At 62.2% G+C, this 21,085-nt stretch carries 16 protein-coding genes; 5 read left to right on the plus strand and 11 right to left on the minus strand.

Going from position 1 to position 21,085, the window contains the following annotated elements:
- Positions 1 to 8 precede the first annotated feature (8 nt).
- The gene (locus tag AC5ZG1_RS22290; protein WP_496134097.1) at positions 9 to 1,028 is read right to left on the minus strand and encodes a TRAP transporter substrate-binding protein; all 1,020 of its coding nucleotides are present in this window, start codon (positions 1,026 to 1,028) and stop codon (positions 9 to 11) included.
- A gap of 503 nt (positions 1,029 to 1,531) precedes the next feature.
- Here AC5ZG1_RS22290 and AC5ZG1_RS22295 point away from each other — a divergent pair.
- On the plus strand, positions 1,532 to 2,434 hold the full coding sequence (locus AC5ZG1_RS22295) for a polyphosphate kinase 2 family protein (protein WP_130223378.1): 903 nt from the start codon (positions 1,532 to 1,534) through the stop codon (positions 2,432 to 2,434).
- Between the two features lie 42 nt (positions 2,435 to 2,476).
- On the opposite strand, the gene AC5ZG1_RS22300 is transcribed toward AC5ZG1_RS22295, so the two are convergent.
- Positions 2,477 to 5,227, minus strand: coding sequence for a cation-translocating P-type ATPase (locus AC5ZG1_RS22300; protein WP_496134098.1), 2,751 nt, complete (start codon positions 5,225 to 5,227; stop codon positions 2,477 to 2,479).
- A 494-nt stretch (positions 5,228 to 5,721) separates the two neighbouring features.
- Complete coding sequence (locus AC5ZG1_RS22305) at positions 5,722 to 6,192, minus strand: hypothetical protein (protein ID WP_496134099.1); 471 nt, start codon at positions 6,190 to 6,192, stop codon at positions 5,722 to 5,724.
- 401 nt (positions 6,193 to 6,593) lie between these two features.
- Here AC5ZG1_RS22305 and AC5ZG1_RS22310 point away from each other — a divergent pair, with 401 nt between their 5' ends.
- Positions 6,594 to 7,619, plus strand: a complete 1,026-nt coding sequence (locus AC5ZG1_RS22310; protein ID WP_456641656.1) for a pyridoxal phosphate-dependent aminotransferase — start codon at positions 6,594 to 6,596, stop codon at positions 7,617 to 7,619.
- 9 nt (positions 7,620 to 7,628) lie between these two features.
- On the opposite strand, the gene AC5ZG1_RS22315 is transcribed toward AC5ZG1_RS22310, so the two are convergent.
- From AC5ZG1_RS22315 to AC5ZG1_RS22340, 6 genes are read right to left on the minus strand one after another with little or no spacing between them, the layout of a single operon-like run.
- Positions 7,629 to 9,077, minus strand: a complete 1,449-nt coding sequence (locus AC5ZG1_RS22315; RefSeq protein WP_496134100.1) for an NAD-dependent succinate-semialdehyde dehydrogenase — start codon at positions 9,075 to 9,077, stop codon at positions 7,629 to 7,631.
- A gap of 39 nt (positions 9,078 to 9,116) precedes the next feature.
- Positions 9,117 to 10,328: an ABC transporter substrate-binding protein gene (locus tag AC5ZG1_RS22320; protein ID WP_130223388.1), complete on the minus strand. Its 1,212-nt coding sequence runs from the start codon at positions 10,326 to 10,328 to the stop codon at positions 9,117 to 9,119.
- A 35-nt stretch (positions 10,329 to 10,363) separates the two neighbouring features.
- Positions 10,364 to 11,224: an alpha/beta fold hydrolase gene (locus AC5ZG1_RS22325; protein WP_496134101.1), complete on the minus strand. Its 861-nt coding sequence runs from the start codon at positions 11,222 to 11,224 to the stop codon at positions 10,364 to 10,366.
- Positions 11,221 to 11,586 carry a hypothetical protein gene (locus AC5ZG1_RS22330; RefSeq protein WP_496134102.1) on the minus strand — a complete coding sequence of 122 codons (366 nt, stop codon included), beginning with the start codon at positions 11,584 to 11,586 and terminating at the stop codon, positions 11,221 to 11,223. The genes AC5ZG1_RS22325 and AC5ZG1_RS22330 overlap by 4 nt, the downstream gene beginning before the upstream one ends.
- Positions 11,579 to 13,669, minus strand: a complete 2,091-nt coding sequence (locus AC5ZG1_RS22335; protein ID WP_496134103.1) for an acetate--CoA ligase family protein — start codon at positions 13,667 to 13,669, stop codon at positions 11,579 to 11,581. The genes AC5ZG1_RS22330 and AC5ZG1_RS22335 overlap by 8 nt, the downstream gene beginning before the upstream one ends.
- A 4-nt stretch (positions 13,670 to 13,673) precedes the next feature.
- Positions 13,674 to 14,837 carry an acyl-CoA dehydrogenase family protein gene (locus AC5ZG1_RS22340; protein ID WP_456641650.1) on the minus strand — a complete coding sequence of 388 codons (1,164 nt, stop codon included), beginning with the start codon at positions 14,835 to 14,837 and terminating at the stop codon, positions 13,674 to 13,676.
- Positions 14,838 to 14,943: 106 nt separating this feature from the next.
- Here AC5ZG1_RS22340 and AC5ZG1_RS22345 point away from each other — a divergent pair, with 106 nt between their 5' ends.
- Positions 14,944 to 15,828: a LysR substrate-binding domain-containing protein gene (locus AC5ZG1_RS22345; protein ID WP_035690792.1), complete on the plus strand. Its 885-nt coding sequence runs from the start codon at positions 14,944 to 14,946 to the stop codon at positions 15,826 to 15,828.
- Positions 15,829 to 15,841: 13 nt separating this feature from the next.
- On the opposite strand, the gene AC5ZG1_RS22350 is transcribed toward AC5ZG1_RS22345, so the two are convergent.
- Positions 15,842 to 16,681, minus strand: a complete 840-nt coding sequence (locus tag AC5ZG1_RS22350; protein ID WP_496134104.1) for a universal stress protein — start codon at positions 16,679 to 16,681, stop codon at positions 15,842 to 15,844.
- A gap of 142 nt (positions 16,682 to 16,823) precedes the next feature.
- On the minus strand, positions 16,824 to 17,009 hold the full coding sequence (locus tag AC5ZG1_RS22355) for a hypothetical protein (protein WP_496134105.1): 186 nt from the start codon (positions 17,007 to 17,009) through the stop codon (positions 16,824 to 16,826).
- Positions 17,010 to 17,260: 251 nt separating this feature from the next.
- Here AC5ZG1_RS22355 and AC5ZG1_RS22360 point away from each other — a divergent pair, with 251 nt between their 5' ends.
- On the plus strand, positions 17,261 to 18,352 hold the full coding sequence (locus AC5ZG1_RS22360; protein WP_496134106.1) for an HlyD family secretion protein: 1,092 nt from the start codon (positions 17,261 to 17,263) through the stop codon (positions 18,350 to 18,352).
- Positions 18,349 to 21,084: a ribosome-associated ATPase/putative transporter RbbA gene (rbbA, locus tag AC5ZG1_RS22365; RefSeq protein WP_496134151.1), complete on the plus strand. Its 2,736-nt coding sequence runs from the start codon at positions 18,349 to 18,351 to the stop codon at positions 21,082 to 21,084. Before AC5ZG1_RS22360 ends, rbbA begins: the two co-directional genes overlap by 4 nt.
- Position 21,085 lies beyond the last annotated feature (1 nt).

Genomic DNA, 21,085 nt, shown 5'->3' on the forward strand with positions numbered 1-21,085 from the left:
GCTGGAGCTTACGACAGTTTGCCGACGGATTTCTCCAAAAGCTCCCAGGCCTGGTCGCCGTACTTGCCTTTCCATTCGGCATAGAAGCCCGCGGCGCGCAGCTTGTCGCGAAACGGCGTGATGCCCGGCTGGTTGAAGATGAGGCCCTTGCCGGCCAGTTCCTGCTGCAGGCTGGCATTCAGCTTGGCGACGTCGGCACGCTCGTTGACGGCCGCCGCATTGACGTTCTTGGCGACGATGGTCCTGACGTCCTCGGGTAGCTTCTCCCAGGCACGGCGGTTGGCGAGGAACCAGAAGCCGTCCCACATGTGGTTGGTCAGCGAGCAGTACTTCTGCACCTCGTACAGCTTGGCGGTCGAGATGATCGCCAGCGGGTTCTCCTGACCCTCGACGATCTTGGTCTGCAGCGCCGAATAGACCTCGCTGAAATTGATCGAGGCGGGGGCGGCGTCGAACGCCTTGAACATCGAGGTCCACAAAGGCGAGACCGGCACGCGGATCTTGAAGCCTTTATAATCCTCCGGACCGTTGATCGGCTTGGTCGACGACGTGGTCTGGCGGAACCCGTTGTCCCAGATCTTTTCCATCACCTCGAGCCCGGCCTTCTTGATCTCGCCGCGGACATAGGCGCCCAGCCCGCCATCCATGGCCTTCCAGACCGTGTCATAGTCCGGGAACGCGAACCCGATGCCGTTGATGGATGCCGCCGGCACCAGCGTCGACAGAATCAGGCCGGACAGCGTGAAAAACTCGACGCCGCCGGAACGGATCTGGCTCAGCACGTCGGTATCGGAACCGAGCTGGTTGTTGGGGAAGACTTGCAGGTCGAAGCGGCCATTGGTCTCGGTCTTGATCGCCGCCGCCATCTCGCGGGCGCGGACGTTCATGGGATGGCTGTCCGGCAGATTGTTGGCGTATTTGTAGGTGAACTCGGCGGCTTGCGCGCGGGCCACCAATGGCGCGCCAAGGGCGCCCAAAACGGCCGAGGCAGCCGATGCCTTCAGTAGCGCGCGTCGTGAAAAGGTCATCTTGGTTTGCTCCCTTTATGAGGCTTGTTGTTGTCCGTGCCGCGGGTCGGCAAGCGATCTCGCTGGCGCTTATTGCAGCGTCTGGAGCCGGCGGCAATATAGGCTTTCACACAGGGCGGCGGACGGCTGGATGCTCACACGCGGACTGGCCAATGCGGTCGCTCCGGATTGCCTGACGGGAAGCTGGCGCTGACGCGCCAGATTGGCGTTTCTATCAGGAAGTTCGCCTAAATCTTTGATCTGATTGTATATAAAAATATTCCATAATATACCTTATGCGAATTTGGTATAGGCCATAGCCTCGAGCCGTTGTTGTAGCGCTCTCCCGATTGTCTGCGGTCCGTTCACGCGAGTCCTGCACGCCCTCCCTGCTATTGCTCCCGCGCTGGCGATCGGCCCGGGAATTCCAGATCGTACTGAGCTGCCCGATCACTGAGGCCGACAGCATTGCGGCGTCTAGCCGACCGAGCGAGATTGTCTCTTCACAAATGGGAGGTCTCGCTATGCCGAGGAAAGAGATTCTCGACCAAATCCAGAAGTACACCCACCCGTTCCGCGTCGCTAACGGCAAGCGCTTTCAATTGAAGGATTTCGCCCCCGGCGATACGCGCGGCCTGAAGATGGACAAGGGTGAAGCTGCCGGCCTCCTTCAACGCGGCACTCAGTGGCTGGCGGAAGAACAGGACATGCTGTATGCGCAGGATCGCTGGTCGCTGCTGCTCGTCTTCCAGGCCATGGATGCCGCTGGCAAGGACAGCACGATCAAACACGTCATGTCGGGGGTCAATCCGCAAGGCTGTCAGGTCTACTCGTTCAAGCAGCCTTCGCAGGAAGAGCTCGACCACGACTTCATGTGGCGCTACGTCAAGCGTCTGCCTGAGCGCGGGCGGATCGGCATATTCAATCGCTCCTATTACGAGGAAGTTCTCATTGTGCGCGTGCACGAGGATATCCTGGAGCGGCAGAAATTGCCTCCGCGGTTCATGAGCAAGCGGATCTGGGACGAACGGCTCGCCGACATCGCGCATTTCGAGGACTACCTGACGCGGCAGGGCGTGGTCATCCTCAAGTTTTTCCTGAACGTTTCGCGCGAAGAGCAGAAAAAACGCTTCATGAAGCGCCTCGACGAGCCGGAGAAGAACTGGAAGTTCTCCCCTTCGGATATCCACGAGCGCAAGTTCTGGAACGACTACATGCGCTCGTTTGAAAATGCAATCCGGGTCACGGCTTCGGAGCACGCGCCGTGGTATGTGGTCCCAGCCGACAACAGGTGGTTCACCCGGCTTGTCGTCGCTGCGGCAATCGTGGAGGCGGTCGAGCAGCTTGACCTTGCATACCCGACGCTGAGCGCGGGCCAGAAGAAGGAGCTGGCGGCCGCGCGTGCGGAGCTTGCGCGCGAAGGCTGACGCCTTTGTCCAAGGCTCTGGGATCCAAGGCTCTGCGATCAGTCATGTGCCAGCTTCGGCAGCGACGACAACCTTCCGCAGCGAGCCCGACGAGCGAATGATCAGCTTCTCAGCCTCTACGACGAGGAAGAACACCAGACCGCCCGCCAGCAGCCAGGGCCAGACCCATAACGGGATAGCTTCGTTGCCGAACGTCGCCTGGAACGGCGGCGTGTAAGTGAAGATCAGTTGCAGGATCACCACGGCAACGATCCCGAGCGGCAAGTACGGGTTGCCCATATGCGCCCTGACGTCGAGCGACGAGTCGAGCAGATAGCGGCTGTTCAAGAGATAGAAGACCTGGCCGATTGTGATGGCATTGACGGCGACCGTCCGCGCCAATCCGTCCGAAGCGCCCTCGGCCTTCATCCAGAAGAATGCCAGCAAGGTGTAGGCAAGGAGCGCCAAGCCGACAAAGACGATCCGCCAAATCCCGAATCCTGTGACGATCGGGCGGTCCACCGCGCGCGGCGGCCGCTTCATCACATCGATCTCGTGCGGCTCGAAGGAGATGACCAGGCCAAGCGCGACCGAAGTCACCATATTGACCCAAAGGACTTGCGGGGCGGTGATCGGCATGGTGAAGCCGAGAAAGATGGCCGACGCAATCACCATTGCCTGCGCGACGTTGGTCGGCAACAGGAAAAGCATGGCCTTCTCGATGTTGTTGTAGACCGTGCGCCCCTCCTTCACTGCTGCCGAGATCGAGGCGAAGTTGTCGTCGGCCAGGATCATCCCGGCGGCCTCCTTCGTCACCTCGGTGCCTTTGATACCCATGGCCACGCCGATGTCGGCTTTCTTGAGCGAAGGCGCGTCGTTTACGCCATCGCCTGTCATCGCCACGATTTGGTTATTGGCCTGGATGGCCTTCACAAGGCGCAGCTTGTGTTCAGGGCTGGCACGCGCGAAGACATCAACAGTGCGAACGCGTTCCTGCAACGTCGCGGTGTCCATGCCCTCGATTTCGGTGCCCGTGATCGCCGTCTTCCCGTCGCCGAGACCGAGCATCTTGGCGATGGCCGCGGCGGTGATCTTGTGATCGCCCGTGATCATGGTGACCCGGATGCCACCGCCATGGCACTCCTTCACAGCCTCGATGGCCTCTTTGCGCGGCGGATCGAGCAAGCCGATCAGGCCGAGCAAGACGAGCGTCCGTGGCAAGTCGGCCGCGGTGAGACTGCCGGCCTTCACATTCGGATTCTCGAGCCACGCCAGCGCCAGCACACGTTCGCCTTGAGCCGCAAGTCCGTCTGATTGTTTCAAGAAGTGCTCGCGGTCGAGGGGCCTCGGCGGGCCGTCGGCGGTCTGCTGGCGATCGCAGTGATCGAGGATCACTTCCGGGGCGCCCTTGACCAGCAGCACCTGCTCGCCGCTCGCAGCCTCATGGAGCGTCGCCATGAACTTGTGCTCGGATTCGAAGGGAATGGCATCGATACGCGGAGCTGCCGCCTGCTCTGCCTGCCGATCCATACCGAGCTTGGCCGCGAACGGATAGAGCGCCCCTTCCGTCGGATCGCCCTCCACTTTCCAGCGGCCTTCCTCCAGAAACAGCTCCGCATCGTTGCAGAGCATTGAGACCCGCCCCATGAGCGCGAGTACCGGCTCCCTGCCCGCGGCCTCTCCGTCCTTTCTGATCTCCCCCTTCGGCGAATAACCGTCGCCTGTAATTTGATATGCTGACTCAGCCGTAACGGCGGACACCACCATCATTTCCATAAGCGTCAGCGTGCCCGTCTTGTCCGAGCAGATCCGCGACACCGATCCAAGCGTCTCGACCGCGGGCAATCGCCGGATGATGGCGTTGCGCTGCGCCATGCGCTGCACGCCGATGGCCAGGGTAATCGTGATGAGCGCGGGTAGTCCCTCCGGAATAAGCGATACCGCGATGCCGACAACGGCCTGGAACAACTCCACAAAGTCCATACCCTTCACCCACTTCCCGTAGGCGAATATCAGGACGCTGATCACCCCGATCGCAGCGGTGATGGCGTAGCCGAATTTCTTGACCTGGCGCAGCAACGGAGTCTCGAGCGCACTGACATTGGCGAGCAGCTGGTTGATGCGGCCGAGCTCGGTCTCGCTGCCGGTCGAGACGACCACTCCGGTCGCGCGACCGGACGTGACCATGGTGCCGGAAAACGCCATGCTCTCGCGATCCCCGACCGTTGCGTTCACAGGTACTGCATCGACACTCTTTTCCGCCGGTACCGATTCGCCAGTGAGGGCGGCCTCTTCGGTCCGCAGGTTCTTTGTCTCGATGAGCCGCAGGTCTGCAGGAATCTTGTCACCCGACTCCAGGAGCACGACGTCGCCCGGAACAAGTTGCTCCGCAGCAATCATGCGGCTCTCGCCACCGCGCAACGTCCGCGCCTCCGCGGACAGCATGTTGCGGATGGAGTCCAGTGCCTTCTCGGCCCTGCCCTCCTGAATGAACCCGAGCAGCGCGTTGAGAATGACCACAGCAAAAATGATTGCCGCATCAACCCAAAGGTTCAGCATCAACTTGGTGAATCCCGCGGCGAGCAGCACGTAGACCAGGATGTTGTTGAACTGCGCGAGAAACCGGGCAAATGGTCCCTCCTTCCTGCCTTCCGGCAGACGGTTTGGCCCGTATTTCCGAAGGCGGACCGCGGCCTCAGCCGGATCGAGACCTGTCTCCCGGCTGGTGCCGAGTCGCTCCACGACCTCTTGTTGAGATATCGCGTGCCAGGCAACAATCTCGCTGACCGGGTTCGCATTCACTGCTGTGCTCATGCGTCTGCAAGGAAGAAAAGCTTGCGACCTGGAATTCCAGAAACCGATCGTCCAAGGCTGGCAGTCGGCACCAAATCCGGTACGATCGCATTCAAGTACGCGTCGGTGAGCGCGAACATCATCGCACCGTCCCTCGCCAAATACAACTCAAGGAGCAATTGCCCCCCAGGCTGACGACCGGGGTCGATACAGCCGACAGCACGCGAGCGGATACCGAGCGATATCGGGTGCAACGCGTCGACGAACTTCTCGTTCGTAAGATCCGAAGACCGCACGATGCAACGAACGCTCACCAAGGCAACGTATCTAGCCGTGTGGTGAGCTTTCTACCTCTCGCTGCATCGCAGCTCGCCGAGCTTCTTGGTCGATTGACACGCCTTGATACGTCAGCAACGTTTACCTAGCGCCAACGCGCTCGGTTCGCATCACCCTCGCCTTCCTCTCGTTGTGCTGCACGAGAGCGAGACAGTATTCCGCAACGCGCGCCGCTCGACCTATCTGCCGGTTCCATCATTTAGCTGGATGGTGATCACATCCATCGGTCGCCAGTACGTATCAAAGCCATCGCTGTAGTCTTGGCGAACCGTGCCTATGTTGAGTTTGCACTGGCCCGTCTGCCGAAAGATCGGCCGCACAAGTCCATCTTCCACCCAGGCGCACACGTGCTTGCCAAGGCGGATTGCACCTAACGAACGATCGTAGACAAGGCCAGCAACTCTAATCTTGTAGCTGTTGTATGGTTTGCATTCGGACGCTGCCCAATCTCCATTAACGTATTTATCGCATAAGGTCGCTGATACCCACGCGCGATTTAGATCAGGGTTGGAACGGAATTCCAGGAAGGCTGCGCCGTTTGGCGTGCGCCAGACACTAGGAACTTTCGCAACAAAAACGGATTTGGAATGCGCCGTCACAGGTACGGCCAGCAGGAAAATCGTCGACAGGAACACAACCACTGTCTTCATTCTTGCCTCCTTTTGCATGTGCTCAACGTCGAAATGTTCGCAGCAGTTTGCACCGGAGAAAAATAAACTCACCGTTTGCATTCGCCGATGTGTGTCGATTTTCGTTCGATCCGAAAATCCTTTCGTTGTCGGTCCCGACAATGAGAGTGTCGCGCGGAGAGAAGTCCGAACCGTATCCGAGATCAAGACTGTAGACAACGTAAGTTCACCGCGCGTAACAATCGCGCGACGGTGCAGTCTGACGTGTTCTCGATCGTCCCGTTGGTCGCTTATAGTTGGTGGTGACCGGCGCAACTTTGCGACCGCTATCGACCGTAAGGAGCAGCACCCTGACGGAGCTTTCTCGACGCGATTGGCTGCTGATCAGTGCGGCCGCAACCAGCAGTCTTTTGTATCCAGCCATGGCCAATGCATCGAAACAAGATCGAATTCGCCTCTCCTTGAATGAAAATCCGTTCGGTCCCTCGCCCCGGGCGGTGGAGGCGATCAAGGCCCACCTGACCGGTCTCAGCCGCTATACCGGCGACGAACTCACCGAGCTGACGCGGACGATTGCCGCGCACGAGAATGTTGCTGCCGAGCAGGTCGTACTCGGCGAGATTCTCGACGTGCTCGGCCTGTATCTGTCGGCCCGCGGCGGTACGGGCGGCGAGTTCATCTATTCCGAGCCCGGCTATACTGCGCTGGTCGATGCCGTCTCGCCCGCCGGCGGCATCGTGGTCGGCGTTCCACTCAACGACCGACTCGAGAACGACCTCCCCGCCATCGCCGGCAAGGTCAATGGACGGACACGCGCAGTCTATCTTGTCAATCCGCATAATCCGAGCGGCACGGTGAGCGAGGCGGCGCAGTTCATCGAATTCGTGCACGATCTCTCCAAGCGCACGCTCGTCATCGTCGATGAGGCCTATCTCGAATTCACGCCGGATTTCGAGAAGCGAACCGTCGCCGGCCTCGTTCGCAACGGCGATCAGGTCGCCGTCTTCAGGACATTCGCGAAAATCTACGGGCTCGCCAGCCTTGCCATCGGCTACACGCTGGCGCCCGCCGAGTTGGCCAAGTCGGTGAAGCAGCTCGGCATCGGCGCATTTTTCGGCCTCAATCGGCTCAGCCTCGTCGCCGCGAACGCCAGTCTGAAAGATGCAGACTATGTGCCGTCAGTTCGCGCGAAGGTCACGGTCGAGCGCGATGCCTGGTACGAGCTGTTCCGGCAACGAAAGGTTCGCTTCACGGAATCGCAGGGCAATTTCGTGTTCTTCAACTCCGGCCGGCCGCAACAAGCCATTGCGTCCGCGCTCGCAGCACAAGGCATCGACATCGGTCGTAGTTATCCACCGCTCGATACCTGGGTGCGCATTTCGATCGGCCTGCCGGAGGAAAACGCGATCGCCCGGCGGGCTGTCGCGGACCTGTTGCGCGCGACCTGAGCCGCGCCGTTACGACGGCGGCCTATGCTCACTCACATATTTGATGTTCTGAAAGGCCTGCAGCCCTTCGACCCCGCCTTCCGAGCCGACGCCGCTGTCCTTGTAGCCCCCGAACGGCGTCTCCGGTAGCGATGCCTGCCAGTGGTTCACGATGACGTTGCCGGCCTCGATGCCGTCGATCACGGCGCCGGCATTGCGCATGTCGTTGGTCATCACATAAGAGGCAAGTCCGAACGGAAGCCGGTTGCAGAGACGGATGGCGTCTTCCGCCGTGTCGAACGCAGTTGTCGCGGCGATCGGTCCGAACGGCTCCACGTTCGAGACCAGGCAATCCTCATCGACATTCGCGATCAAGGTCGGGCTGTAGAAGCAGCCCTCGCCTCCGATCCGCTTGCCGCCGACCGGAACCGCGATCTGTCGCGAGCGGGCATCATCCAGGAAACGGTCCATCGCCTCCAACCGGCGGGCATTGGCCAGCGGGCCCATTCTCGTCGCCGGATCGAGGCCGTTTCCGACCTTGATGGCTCTTGCGAGCTCGGCGAAACGCGCGACAAAGCGATCGTGGATCGCGCGATGCACGTAGAACCGCGTCGGTGACGTGCACACCTGCCCCGCATTGCGGTATTTCGCCGTCACCGCAGAGAGTGCCACTGCCTCCGGATCGACATCTTCAAAAATCACCACGGGTGCGTGACCGCCGAGTTCCAGAGTCATTCGCTTCATGCCCTGCACCGCCAGCGATGCGAGCTGTTTCCCGACCGAGGTCGAGCCCGTGAAGGTGATGCCGCGAATGATCGGAGAGCCGATCAATTTCGCCGATATCTCCGCGGGATTGCCGAACACGACGTTCAGCACCCCATCCGGCAGACCGCTCTCCTGCAGCAGTGCGGCAATGGCAAGTGCGGTCGCCGGCGTTTCTTCCGACGCCTTGATGATCACGGAGCAACCAGCGGCGAGCGCACCGCTGATCTTCCGCGACGGCGTAATTGCCGGCGCATTCCAGGACGCGAAAGCGGCGATGGGACCGATCGGTTCGCGCAAAGCGAACTGCATGGCCCCTCGCGTTCGCGGCGGAATGACCCGCCCGTAGGCGCGTCGCCCCTCCTCTGCATTCCAGCTGAAGATTCCCGCGGCCTGCTCGACTTCGGCCTTTGCTTCGGCGATCGGTTTGCCGAGCTCCAGCGTGATCAGCGTCGCGATCTGGTCCCGCCGCTCGAGCATCAGGGCGGACGCGTGCTGCAACACCCGCGCCCGCTCGACCGGAGACGTGCGCCGCCACCGCTCGAAACCTGCGGCCGCGGCATCCAAGGCTTCGTCCAGATCGGCCACGGTCGCATGCGGGAGCTCGGCGAGGACACCTCCCGTCGCCGGATTGTAGACCGGCTCACCCTTTCGCGCGTCAAGGCCGATCCATCGGCCGCCGACGAACAGCCTCAGTTCAGGATAGTCCACTGCCATACGGACGCTCTCGTGCTTGCGTGTTGACCGGGAGTGACCTCATTTCTCCGTGAGCAGCGGGCAGTTACCGTCCTTCAAGGAACGAAACGCCTTGTCGCCCGAAACGGTGGCGAGGACCTTGTAGTAGTCCCACGGATACTTCGAATCCGACGGTTGCTTCACCTGCAGAAGGTACATGTCGCGCAGCACACGGCCATCCTCGCGGATGGTGCCGTTCACCGTGTAGAAATCGTTGATGGGCGTCTTGCGCATCTGTTGTGCGACGACCGTTCCTTCATCGCTCTTGGTTGCCTCCACTGCCTTGAGGTAATGCGTCACGGCACCGTAGACGGCGGCCTGAAGGCTGCCGGGCGCCTTGCCATTGAAGCGCTCCATGAAGCGCTTGCTCCATGCGCGGGTCTTGTCGTTGAGGTCCCAATAGAAGCTGTCGGCAAACATCAGGCCCTTGGCGCTGTTGAGACCGAGGGCGTGAATGTCGGGAAGGTTCACGAGCAAGGCCGCGATATTCTGGCCGCCATCGGTCAGACCGAACTCATTGGCCTGCTTGAGCGAGTTCATCATGTCTGCTCCCGCATTTGCGAGGCCGACCACCTGGGCCTTCGATGCCTGCGCCTGCAGCAGGTACGAGGAGAAGTCGGACGTATTGAGCGGGGCTCGGGCCGACCCGAGCACCTGGCCCCCGTTCGCGGTGACCACCTTGGCCGCCTCCGCTTCCAAGGCATGCCCGAAACTGTAGTCTGCGGTCAGGAAGTACCAGCTCTTCAGCCCCCTATGCACCAGCGGTGCGGTCGCGACATTGGCAAGTGCGTAGTTGTCATACGCCCAATGGATGCCGACCGGTGAGCAGGCCTTGCCCGTGAGGTCGGGCGTCCCGGGGCCGGTCGCCAGCAGGACCTTGTTCTTGTCGCGCGAGAGCTGCTGAACAGCGAGCGCGACCGCCGAGGACACGACCTCGGTAATGGTGTCGACTCCCTCGGTGTCGTACCAGCGCCGTGCAATGCCAAGGCCGATGTCCGCCTTGTTCTGATGATCGGCAGACAGGACCTCGATCGGAACGCCGGCGACCTTGCCGCCGAAATCCTCAACCGCCATTTTCGCCGCAAGCACCGCACCTGCGCCGACATTGTCGGCGTAGGGACCGGACATGTCCGTGAGCACGCCGATTTTCACGACGCCGCCCGAAATCTCGGCCGCAGCCGGCGTGGCCGCCAGAGCAGCCGACACAGCCAGCACGATGGAACGAAGATTCATTTGCCCTTGTCCTCCCCTTTAATTGAAAATTGCAATTACCCTTTGCCGGCTGTCCGGCTGATCTCCTCGAGCACCGGCAGCAGGTAACCAATGAACGCCAGAGGGTCCTCGCTCATCGGAAAATGGCCGAGGCCTTTCATGATGGTGGCTTGGGCACCCTTCACGCTTGCAGCGACCGCCATCGTTTCCTCGGGCGTGCACGAATAGTCGTATTCGCCGGAAAGCAGGAACAGCGGACAACGCGCTGTATCGATCTGCGCGACGCGCTGGCGGATGTCGCCATCGATCTTGTAGAAATGCAGGTCGCCCTTGAAAACACCGGGACCGCCCTGCATGTAATGCCACAGCGTTTCCCAGCGCTCCTTGACCGGCGCCTTCGGTCCGACCAGGCCGGAGACGATCGCCGCGCACACTTCGCCGCCATGCACATCGGGCCGGTGCAGGAAGTTGAGATCATAGTAGGGGTCGACGTGAGCGCCCGCCTGCAGACCGATAATCGCGCGGAAGCGATCGGGGTGCTCCAGCGCCAGATGCAGCACGATGCGTCCGCCGATCGAGCATCCCATCACGATGGGCTTGTCCAGCTCGAGCGCCTGCATGATCTCGAGGATCATCGTGGTGTATTGCTGCGAAGTGAGCTGATATTCCTCATCGTGCCAACCCGCGGGCGGTGACGACTTCCCGTGCCAGGGCATATCGAAAGCGATCACCCGATGACGGGCAATGATGTCCTTGTGATTCATCAGCGCCCGATATTGCCGGCCATCCGAACCGGCCGTGTGCAGGCACAATAGCGGCACGCCCTGCCCTGCCTCCTCGACATAAAGGCGATGCGGCCGGCCCAGCAGTTGAAGATTCATGTAGCGGCCGACGATCGGTTCAAAGCTCGCGCTCATGCTGCAACTCCCGCCCGCAGCTTGGCGAGGCTTTCCTTGAAGTAACGAAGGTTCGCCATGAAGACCTGGAGGTTTCCCTCGGCCTTCAGAACGCGGCGCTTGATCAGCGCCATCAGGTCATGCGAACCGGGCTGCGGATCAGCCTGCCAGAACCTCGCCCACTCCTCCTGCGGCGCGCGCAGCGCGAACGACCACGACGGCATCACGAACGGCCCTCGCGTCACCGACGAAACCTGTCCTTCCACGATGTTTACCAGCCACTGCGTCGAGCCGACCTCGAGCAGGAAGTTGGTCGAGAGGAAACGGCCGCGGCGAACCAGGCCGGCGTCGGCGTTTACACGCTCTTTCAATTGCTCAATCATCACGATCTCCCTGTTGTGCGAGTTGCACCAGCGCGTCGATCGCGAGGACACCCTCTCCTTTTGGACGGACGATGAGGGGATTGATTTCTGCGTCGATCACGCCGCGCTCGCTATATTCGGCAAGTTTCGAGAATGCGACAATAGCGCGGGCCAGTGCCTCCAGATCACCGACCGGCCGGTTGCGAAAGCCCTGGAAGATGCGGGAGATGCTCAGCTCCTCGATCATCTCGCGCGCGCCAGCGAGGTCGACCGGCGCAAGGCGAATGCTGCGATCGCGATAGATCTCCGTGTAAATGCCGCCGGCTGCGAGCAGCACGATCGGCCCAGCGTCCGGGTCACGCCGATACCCGAGCAAGACCTCGCCGAGACCCGAGGTCATGGGCTGGACGAGGACATGGCGCAGCGCAATCCCGGGGCAGTTCGCGGCCACAGAGGCGGCGATGCGCAGGATCGCGGCCTTGAGCTCCTCCGCGTTGGTCACGTTGAGCGCGACGCCGCCGACATTCGTCTTGTGTGCGATCTCTGCGGAGAGCGCCTTGACCGCGACGGGATAGGAGAACGGCAGATCCAGCTTCGATCCGTCGGCCGGAAGCGACACGCTCGGCGCACGGTCTATTCCGAGGCCTGCGAGCAGCACATAGGCTTCGAGTTCGTCGAGCTGTCGCGTGCCGGACGAGAGTGGAGCGGCCGGCGGCGCCGGGCGCGGCCTGCGCCTCTTGTAGGCTGCCGCGATCGCGTCGGCGCATGCTTCCGGAGTCCTGAAGTTCGGCACATCGGCTTGCCCAAGCAGACGTAATGCGTCCGGCGCATCCGGCACCAGGAATGCGGCAAGCGGCTTTCCGGATGCCGCGCTGTCGATCACGGGCCTTACCGCGAGCTCGGGCTGAAACCGCGCCGAAGATCCCGTGACCGCGACCACCATGTCGAATTCAGGTGCCGCCAGCATCGCCTCGAGCGAAGCCTTCATGACGTCATAGCGCGTTCCGGCAAGCGTCAGATCGACGATCCGCTCGTGCTGCACGGCGACGCCCGCAGCGCCAATGGCGGCGAAGGTCTCTTTCGAAGGTGTGACGACCTCAATTCCCCTGCCCGCCAGACCGTCCACCACCATCGCCGCGCCGCCACCGGTGGTGGTGAGGATGCCGACCCGAGGGCTTCGGCCCGTGGTTGCGCCGAGGGCAACGCGTTCGAGCAACGGCAACACTTCGAGCAGCGTTTCGAAATTCTCGACCCGCGCGATGCCGCAATCGGCCAGGAAAGCGTCGGCGACGTCATCCTCGCCGGCGAGCGCGCCGGTATGCGACAGCGCCAATTCCGCCGCCACTGGCGAACGCCCGAGCTTGTAGGCTGCGATCGGCTTGCCGCGCGCCGCCGCGCCGAGCGCGAATTCTCTGAGATCGTCGGCGTGCCGCAGGCTTTCGAGAAACAGCATGTAGCTGATGATCTTGGGATCATCGAGCGTCGCCGCGCATATCTCGCCGAGACTGAGGTCGATTTCGTTGCCGACCGACACCAGGCCCGCAAAGCCTACGCCGCGTGCCTTGCCGCGCGATATCAATCCGCCAAGCATGCTGCCGCTGTGGGAGGCGACGAAGGTGCCGCCAACCGGAAGATCCGGCTCCGCAAACGCGGCGTTGGCTGTGAGGATCGTGCGGTGGTGCAGGTTGATGGCGCCAAGGCTCGACGGCCCCAGGATGCGCAGCCGCGAATCCCTGCACAGCGATTTGAGGCGCGCGACCCGCGCAGGTCCCGCATTGCGATCTTCGGAGAATCCTGTCGCCAGGATCGTCGCCACGGGCACACCCAGGCGCGCGCATTCCTCGACCGCCTCCAGGGCCTGCTCCGTCGGCGTCAGGATGAAGGCATGATCCGGGACGGCGGGCAGCTCGGACAATGACGGCCATGCCCGCTCGCCCGCGATTTGCGCGCGACGAGGATTGATAGGATAGATCGTGCCTTCGTATCCGGCCTGCCTCAGATAGCGCAGCGGCCGCGACGACGTCTTGGTGCTGTCGTCGGAGGCGCCGATCAGCGCGATGCTTCTGGGCGCGAGCAGCGGTTGAACGAAGCCGGTGTCCGCCATCGCCCTACTCGGCCGCGCGAACCTGGACGCCGCGCTGATCGAAACGCCGCTCGAAGACATCCTCGGCAATCCGGTTCTTGAGGATCTCGATCGAGCCGCCGGCGATCATCCAGCCGCGCGTGCGCCGCATGCAGTACTCCGCCAACCCTTCCGTGCTGTAGCCGAGACCGCCCATGATCTGCACCGCTTCGTTGGCGGCATCGAAACCCGCCTGATTGCAGGCCAGCTTCGCCATGGCGGTGTGGTACGCCGAGGGCAAGCCTTCCTTGACGCTGGCAGCGCGGTAGAGCAGCAATTGCGCGGAATCGAGCTTGGTCGCCATGTCCGCAAACTTCCACTGCAGGCCCTGGAATTCGCACAACAGCCGTCCGAACTGGCGGCGCACCAGCGCGTGTTCCCGCGCCAGATTGAAGGCATAGCGGCCAAGCGCGAGCGAGCGCGACGAATTGCCGAGCCGTTCAACGTTGAAGCCCGATATCTGCTTCTTGAAGCCGCCGGGGCCGAGCAGAACGTTGCTCTTGTGAACCCGGCAGTTCTCGAAATACAGCGGGCTCCACTCTTCTCCGCTCATGAACGAGGACGCCTTGCCGACCGTGAAACCCGGCGTTCCACGCTCCACCAGCACTGAGCCGATGCCTCCGACGCCTGGCCCGAAGCGCAGGTAGACCAGGAACAGGTTGGCATCCGGGCTGTGGGTTCCGAACACCTTGCTACCGTCGATCACATAGTGATCGCCATCGGCCTTTGCGGCGGTCTTCATCTCGGTCGCGGCGGAACCTGCGTCCGGCTCGCTCATGCCGAGGCTGATAACGGCCCGGCCTCCGAGCAGGTCGGGCAGATAGCGGGCCTTCTGCTCGGCGCTGGCATATTCCACGAAGGTGCGGATCGGCCCGAAATTGCCGGCCTGTACCACATCGGCGCTGCGGGGACAGACGGAGGCAATCTGTTCGATCGCGATCACGGAATCCAAGAGCGTTCCACCCTGACCGCCGTCTGCCGGGTCAAAGGCGATGCCGAGCAGCCCCTGATCCGCCAGCAGCCGCGCCACATCGAACGGAAACCGCGGGTCATGCGCGCGGGCAAGCGCGCCCTCGGTAAGATTGCCCTCGGCAAAACGGCGCACCGAGTCCGCGAACATCTGCTGCTCTTCTGAGAGACTGAAATCCATCTGCACCGGGCCAGGAAGAACGATACTGACGCCTGTTTTCCAGCCAAAGCATTGCCCGGCAACTGAACATAGATTATAAGGTCATGATATTTTGTTATGGCCACAAATGCTCCCGCCGCTCAATCCGCTGCACGTGTTTGAAGTAACGGCCCGCCTGCAAAGTTTCACCCGGGCGGCGGAAGATTTGCGCGTGTCGCAACCTGCCGTGAGCCGCCAGATCCAGACGCTGGAGAATTTTTTCGGCTTTCGGCTGTTTGAGCGCGACAAGCTCGGCATCAGGCTGACGCCGGAGGGCGAGGAGCTGCAGCGTCAGATTTCGCCGGCGTTTCGCGTTATCGAAACAGTCACGCAGCGGCTGGTCGCGAGCGGAAAATCGGAGCCGTTGCGACTGCGGGTCTACACGACCTTCGCGGCAAAATGGCTGATTGAGCGTTTGCCTTCATTCTACGCCGCCTATCCCGGCATTAGGCTCAGCATCAGCAATGCGGTGGCGCCGGTCGATTTCGAGAAGGAGAAGGTCGACCTCGCAATCCAGTTCGGCGGCGGCAAATGGCCTGGCGTTGAAAGCGAGCTGCTGTTCCGCGACCTTCTGCAGCCGGTTTGCAGCCCCACCTTGCGGCGCAAGGCGAACCTGCATTCGATCGACGACCTGAAGCGGGTGCCGATGCTGCATTCGCATTATCGGCGGACAGACTGGGCGGACTGGCTGATGGCCTGCAATCGTCTCGATCTCTTGAATGACGCAGGCATCTCGTTTCCGAGCTCGGTGCTGACCTATCAGGCCGCGACCGAAGGGGTCGGCGTGGCGATAGGACAGCTCCACCTCCTCCGCAACGAATTGCGCGACGGCTCGCTCGTGACGCTGTTCGAACAACCGCTCGAACGCCCGTTGGCGCACTATGCGGTCTGGCCGAAAAACCGCCCCCTGCCGAAAAAGGCGCGCAGCTTTCTCGCCTGGCTGAGAAGCCGCATGAGCGATTTTCAGCGCTAGCCCGCCGGGTCTCTCAATGCGCGATCAACAATGGAACGGTCGCGTCCCGCAACAGGGCGCGGGTCACGCCGCCGAAGATCATCTGGCTCGCTCGCGCGTGGCTGTAAGCACCGACCACGATCAGGTCGCTTGTGTGGCGCCCGGCAAAACCAAGGATGGCATCGGCGACCGAAGCGCCGTTGGAGTGGATCCGCTCGACGGTCACCTTTACGCCATGGCGAGACAAATACAGTCCGACATCGGCGCCGGGCTCTTCGCCATGCCGGGCATTCTTGCGCGAATCCACCAGGAGAACAGTCACCGACTGCGCGGCTGCAAGCAGCGGAAGAGCATCCTTGATGGCACGGCGTGCCTCACGGCTGGCATTCCAGGCGACCACGATGTGCTCCGCCGCGGTCCCACTCCAATGCTCGGGCAACAGGAGGACGGGTACACCAGTGGCGAGCAGCAGGGATTCCGCCGACCACTCCTGCGGCAGGCCGCCTGACCGTGGACTGCCGACGATCACCAGATCGGAATGCAGCGCGTTCAGGGCGGACGCCTCATTGGCTTCACCGGGAGGGATGCAACGAAACTCGCAACTGATGTCCTCGCGGGTGGAGACAGTCGCGAAGCTTTGGCTCGCGGCCTTTGTCGCAGCCAGTTCGCTTGCCGTATGGCGCTGAATGAGTTCGCGAACCGCGGCCTGCCCTCGGACGAAGGATTCGGACGGATTGCCGTCCCAGCCGAATGGCACCACGAAGATCCCGACCAGATGCGCGCGGTGACGGAATGCGAGTTTGACGGCATAGTCGGCACGCGCCTCGCCGGCAGGCGACGGATCGAAGAAGACGGCTATCGTTCTCAGCGGCACGGAAAACTCCCCAGCGAATTGTTGAAAACACGTAGCGCGCAGCAAGACGACAGCGATTGACGTGGATCAATCGCACCGCGTTGAACGCCGGGAGCATGCCGATCACCAATTCTAACTGACGTCACCCACAACCGTCCCCGTTTCAATCTTGCCAGGGAGGCGTTCTCTCGTCGCGCTCATGGAGGAGGTCCAGCGCTTCTCGAACTTCGTCGTCTTCCAGACAATCGTGGACCCTGCTTCCCACCTCTGCCTGCTGTTTTTTGGTCTGGAGACTTTTTAGGGTACCGATCCCGGGTTCGGTGGCAACCACGTTCTTCTTGTCGGCCATGGACCTGTCCTCGGTGATCAGAAAGCGAGCGCGCCGTCTCGCTGCGCAATTGGACAGAGCATGGGGCATTCGCGGCGGTGCGGGTTGAGCGAAATCAACTTTGTCGCGCGCATTGATGTGCCGGTCGCTCGGAACCTACTTGGAACACGGCTCACGGGACCGGCGTTCGGCAGAATTTGCGTTACGTCAACAGCCCGCGGATGCGGCGGTGCAAGATTGCAGACAAGCTCTGCAACCAAAGGCACTGACCGATGCAAGATCAAATCGAAGAGATCAAAGGAGGCGCGCAAGCCGGCGATGCGTCTCATTCGCCCGCGCCTGCGCCCGCCTCGCATCTGCCTGTGCCGGTCCGCCCAAGCGGCAAACGGCGCGGTTTGCGGATCACGGTGGCGCTCCTCCTCGCTGCGCTCGGCGCCGGTGGCGGCGGCTATTACATCTGGAAGCAAATGCATCCGCCGCTGCCTGTCGGCATCAGCGTCGGCAACGGCCGTATCGAAGCCGATGAAATCGACATCAGCACCAAATATGCCGGACGCGTGTACGAGCTACTCGCCGATATCGGCGACATGGTTGCGCCCGGACAGATCGTGGCGCGGATGGATACCCGCGATCTCGAGCAATCGCTTTCTAAGTCGGTTGCGCAGGGCCGGCAGGCGCAGCGCGCCATCGAGGAAGCCGAGGCCGTGCTGACCCAGCAGCAGGCGCAGAAGACCCTCGCCGAGCAGGAGAACCAGCGGACTGAATCGCTGTTCAAGAACGGCTGGGCCACCAAGGAATTGCTGGACCAGCGCAAGCAGCAGCTCGACGCGGCCAATGGCGCGCTCGCTGCGGCCCAGGCAAGGGTGCTCGAATCCCAACATGCGCTGGAGGCCGCCCAGCACGATGCCGGTCTCTACAGGGTGCAGATCGCCGACAACACTCTGGTGGCGCCGAAGGCGGGCCGGATCCAGTACCGCCTTACCAATATCGGCGAAGTCCTCGCGGCCGGCGGCAAGGTCTTCACGATGCTGGATCTGACCTATGTCTACATGGACCTCTATTTCCCGACGACGGAAGCCGGCAAGGTGAAGGTCGGCGCTGACGCACGTATCGTTCTCGACGCCTACCCCGATCATCCGATCCCGGCGAAGGTCTCGTTCGTCGCGAGCCAGGCGCAGTTCACGCCGAAGACGGTAGAGACCAAGACCGAGCGCGACAAGCTGATGTTCCGCATTCGGGTCCGCATCGACCCGGAGCGCCTGCTTGCGCATGCGGACGCGGTCAGAAGTGGCCTCCCCGGTGTTGCTTATGTCCGCTGGGATTCCGCGGTTGCATGGCCGACGACGCTGCAGGCTGCGCCATGAACGGCAGCGACGATCCGGTCGCCGTTGTTCGAGCCCTCTCCCATCGCTACGGTTCGGTGACGGTGCTCGACTGCATATCGGCCGACATACCCGCCGGACGCCTGGTTGGCTTGATCGGACCCGACGGCGTCGGCAAATCCTCCCTGCTCGCGATCCTCGCCGGCGCGCGGAAGATCCAGGAGGGTGCGGTCGCCGTGCTCGGCACCGACATCTCCAAGGCCGCCGAGCGCGCCCTGATCTGTCCGCGCATCGCCTACATGCCGCAAGGGCTGGGCAAGAATCTCTATCCTGACCTGAGCGTTAAGGAGAATGTCGAGTTCTTCGCGCGGCTGTTCGAACAGTCGCGCAAGGAGCGCGAGTGGCGCATCAATGAGCTCCTGGAAAGTACCGGGCTTGCGCCGTTCGCCGACCGGCCGGCCAGCAAGCTGTCGGGCGGCATGCGGCAGAAGCTCGGGCTGTGCTGCTCGCTGATCCATGATCCCGATCTCCTGATCCTCGACGAGCCCACGACCGGCGTCGACCCGCTGTCGCGCCGCCAGTTCTGGGATCTCATCGACCGTATCAGGGGCCGCACGGCGAAAATGAGCGTGCTCGTCGCAACCGCCTATATGGAAGAGGCCGAGCGTTTCGACTGGCTGATGGCGATGAACGAGGGAAAGATTCTCGCGACCGGCTCGCCGTCCGACCTCAAACAGCAAACCGGCACCGACTCGATCGAAGACGCGTTCGTTGCCCTGCTCCCGCAGCGACAGCGTGCCGGCAACGAAAAGCCGATCGGTCCGCCGCTCGACGGTCACGCCGAGCCCGTCATTGTCGCCAAGGACCTGACCTGCCGGTTCGGCGACTTCACCGCCGTCGACCGTGTGAATTTCACGATCCGCCGCGGCGAGATCTTTGGCTTTGTCGGCTCGAACGGATCGGGCAAGACGACCACGATGAAGATGCTCACCGGGCTGCTGCCGCCGTCCGAGGGCGAGGCGCTGATCTTCGGCGAAGTGCTGCGCGCCGGCGACCTCGAAGCACGCCGCCGCGTCGGCTACATGTCGCAATCCTTCTCCCTCTACGGGGAACTCACGGTTCGCCAGAACCTTGTCCTGCACGCGCGGCTGTTTCACCTGTCTCTGGCGTTTGCGGAGGCACGCATCGCGGAGCTGATCGAGAAATGCGACCTCGCCGACTATCTCGATGACCTCGCCTCGTCGCTCCCGCTCGGAATCAGGCAGCGGTTGTCGCTTGCGGTCGCCGTCGTCCATAAGCCGGACCTCTTGATCCTGGACGAGCCGACCTCCGGCGTCGACCCGTTGGCGCGCGACCAGTTCTGGCAGCTTCTGATCGACCTGTCGCGCAATCAAGGGATGACCATTTTCGTCTCGACGCATTTCATGAACGAGGCGGCGCGCTGTGATCGGCTGTCGCTGATGCACGAAGGACGCGTGCTTGCCTCCGACACGCCGGCCGGATTGATCAAGGCGAGAAACGCCAAGAGCCTGGAGGATGCGTTCATCAGCTTCCTCGAACGGGAAACGCCGGGCACGGCATCCACCGTGACTCTCGACCAGCCGCAAGCCGAACCGGACAAGACCGCCGGCCGCGAAAGCAGACGCTCCTTTTTCACCTTTCGGCGGCTGTTCGCCTATACCATACGCGAGGGCCTCGAGCTGATGCGCGATCGTATCCGGCTGATGTTCGCCTTGTTCGGCACTGCGCTCCTGATGATCGTGTTCGGCTTCGGCATTTCGGCCGACGTCAACAATCTCAGCTTTGCCGTGCTCGATCGCGACCAAACGCCCGAAAGCCGTGCCTATCTGTCGGAGCTGAGAGGATCGCCCTATTTCCTCGAAAAGCCTCCGCTGACCGACTATGCCGATCTCGATCGTCGCCTGAAGAACGGCGACATCTCGGCCAGCATCGAGATTCCTCCAAACTTCGGCCTCGACATCAAGCGCGGGCGGCCCGCCTACGTATCCGCGTGGATCGACGGCGCCATGCCGTTCCGCGCCGCAACCATTCGGGGTTACCTGCAGGGGATGCACCAGCTCTATCTGAGCGATCCCGTGCTGAACACGACGCAGGCGGCAAGGCCCCTGCCCGCCAATATCGAGGTCCGGTTCAAGTACAATCAGGATTTTGACAGCATCTACGCCATGGTGCCTTCGACCCTCGCGATGATGCTCGCGCTGTTCCCGGCCATCCTGATGGCGCTTGCGGTCGTTCGCGAGAAGGAGCTCGGCTCGATCACCAACCTTTACGTTACGCCGGTGACGCGGCTGGAATTCCTCGTCGGCAAACAGCTTCCTTACGTCGCCGTCGCGCTGATCAATTTCATTATCATGTTCGCGATGGCGGTCTTCATCTTCAACGTGCCGCTGAAGGGCAGCTTTGTGGCGCTGCTGGCCGGCACGGTCATCTACGTCTTCACGACGACCGGCTACGGCATGCTGATCTCGACCTTCTGCACGACCCAGATCGCCGCGCTGTTCGGCACCGCGATCCTCACCATCCTGCCAGCCCAGCAGTTCTCGGGCATGATGACGCCCGTCTCTTCGCTTTCCGGTTCGGCGCAGCTTATCGGCCTTTGCTTTCCGATGAGCTATTACCGCCCGATCAGCGTCGGCGCCTTCACCAAGGGCCTGGGCCTTGCCGATCTCGGTTCGAGCATCCTCATGCTGCTCGTCTTCGTCCCCGTGCTGACGGCGCTGAGCATGATGCTGCTCCCCAAGCAGGAGCGCTGAG

It is taken from the genome of Bradyrhizobium sp. Leo78 (assembly GCF_059512425.1).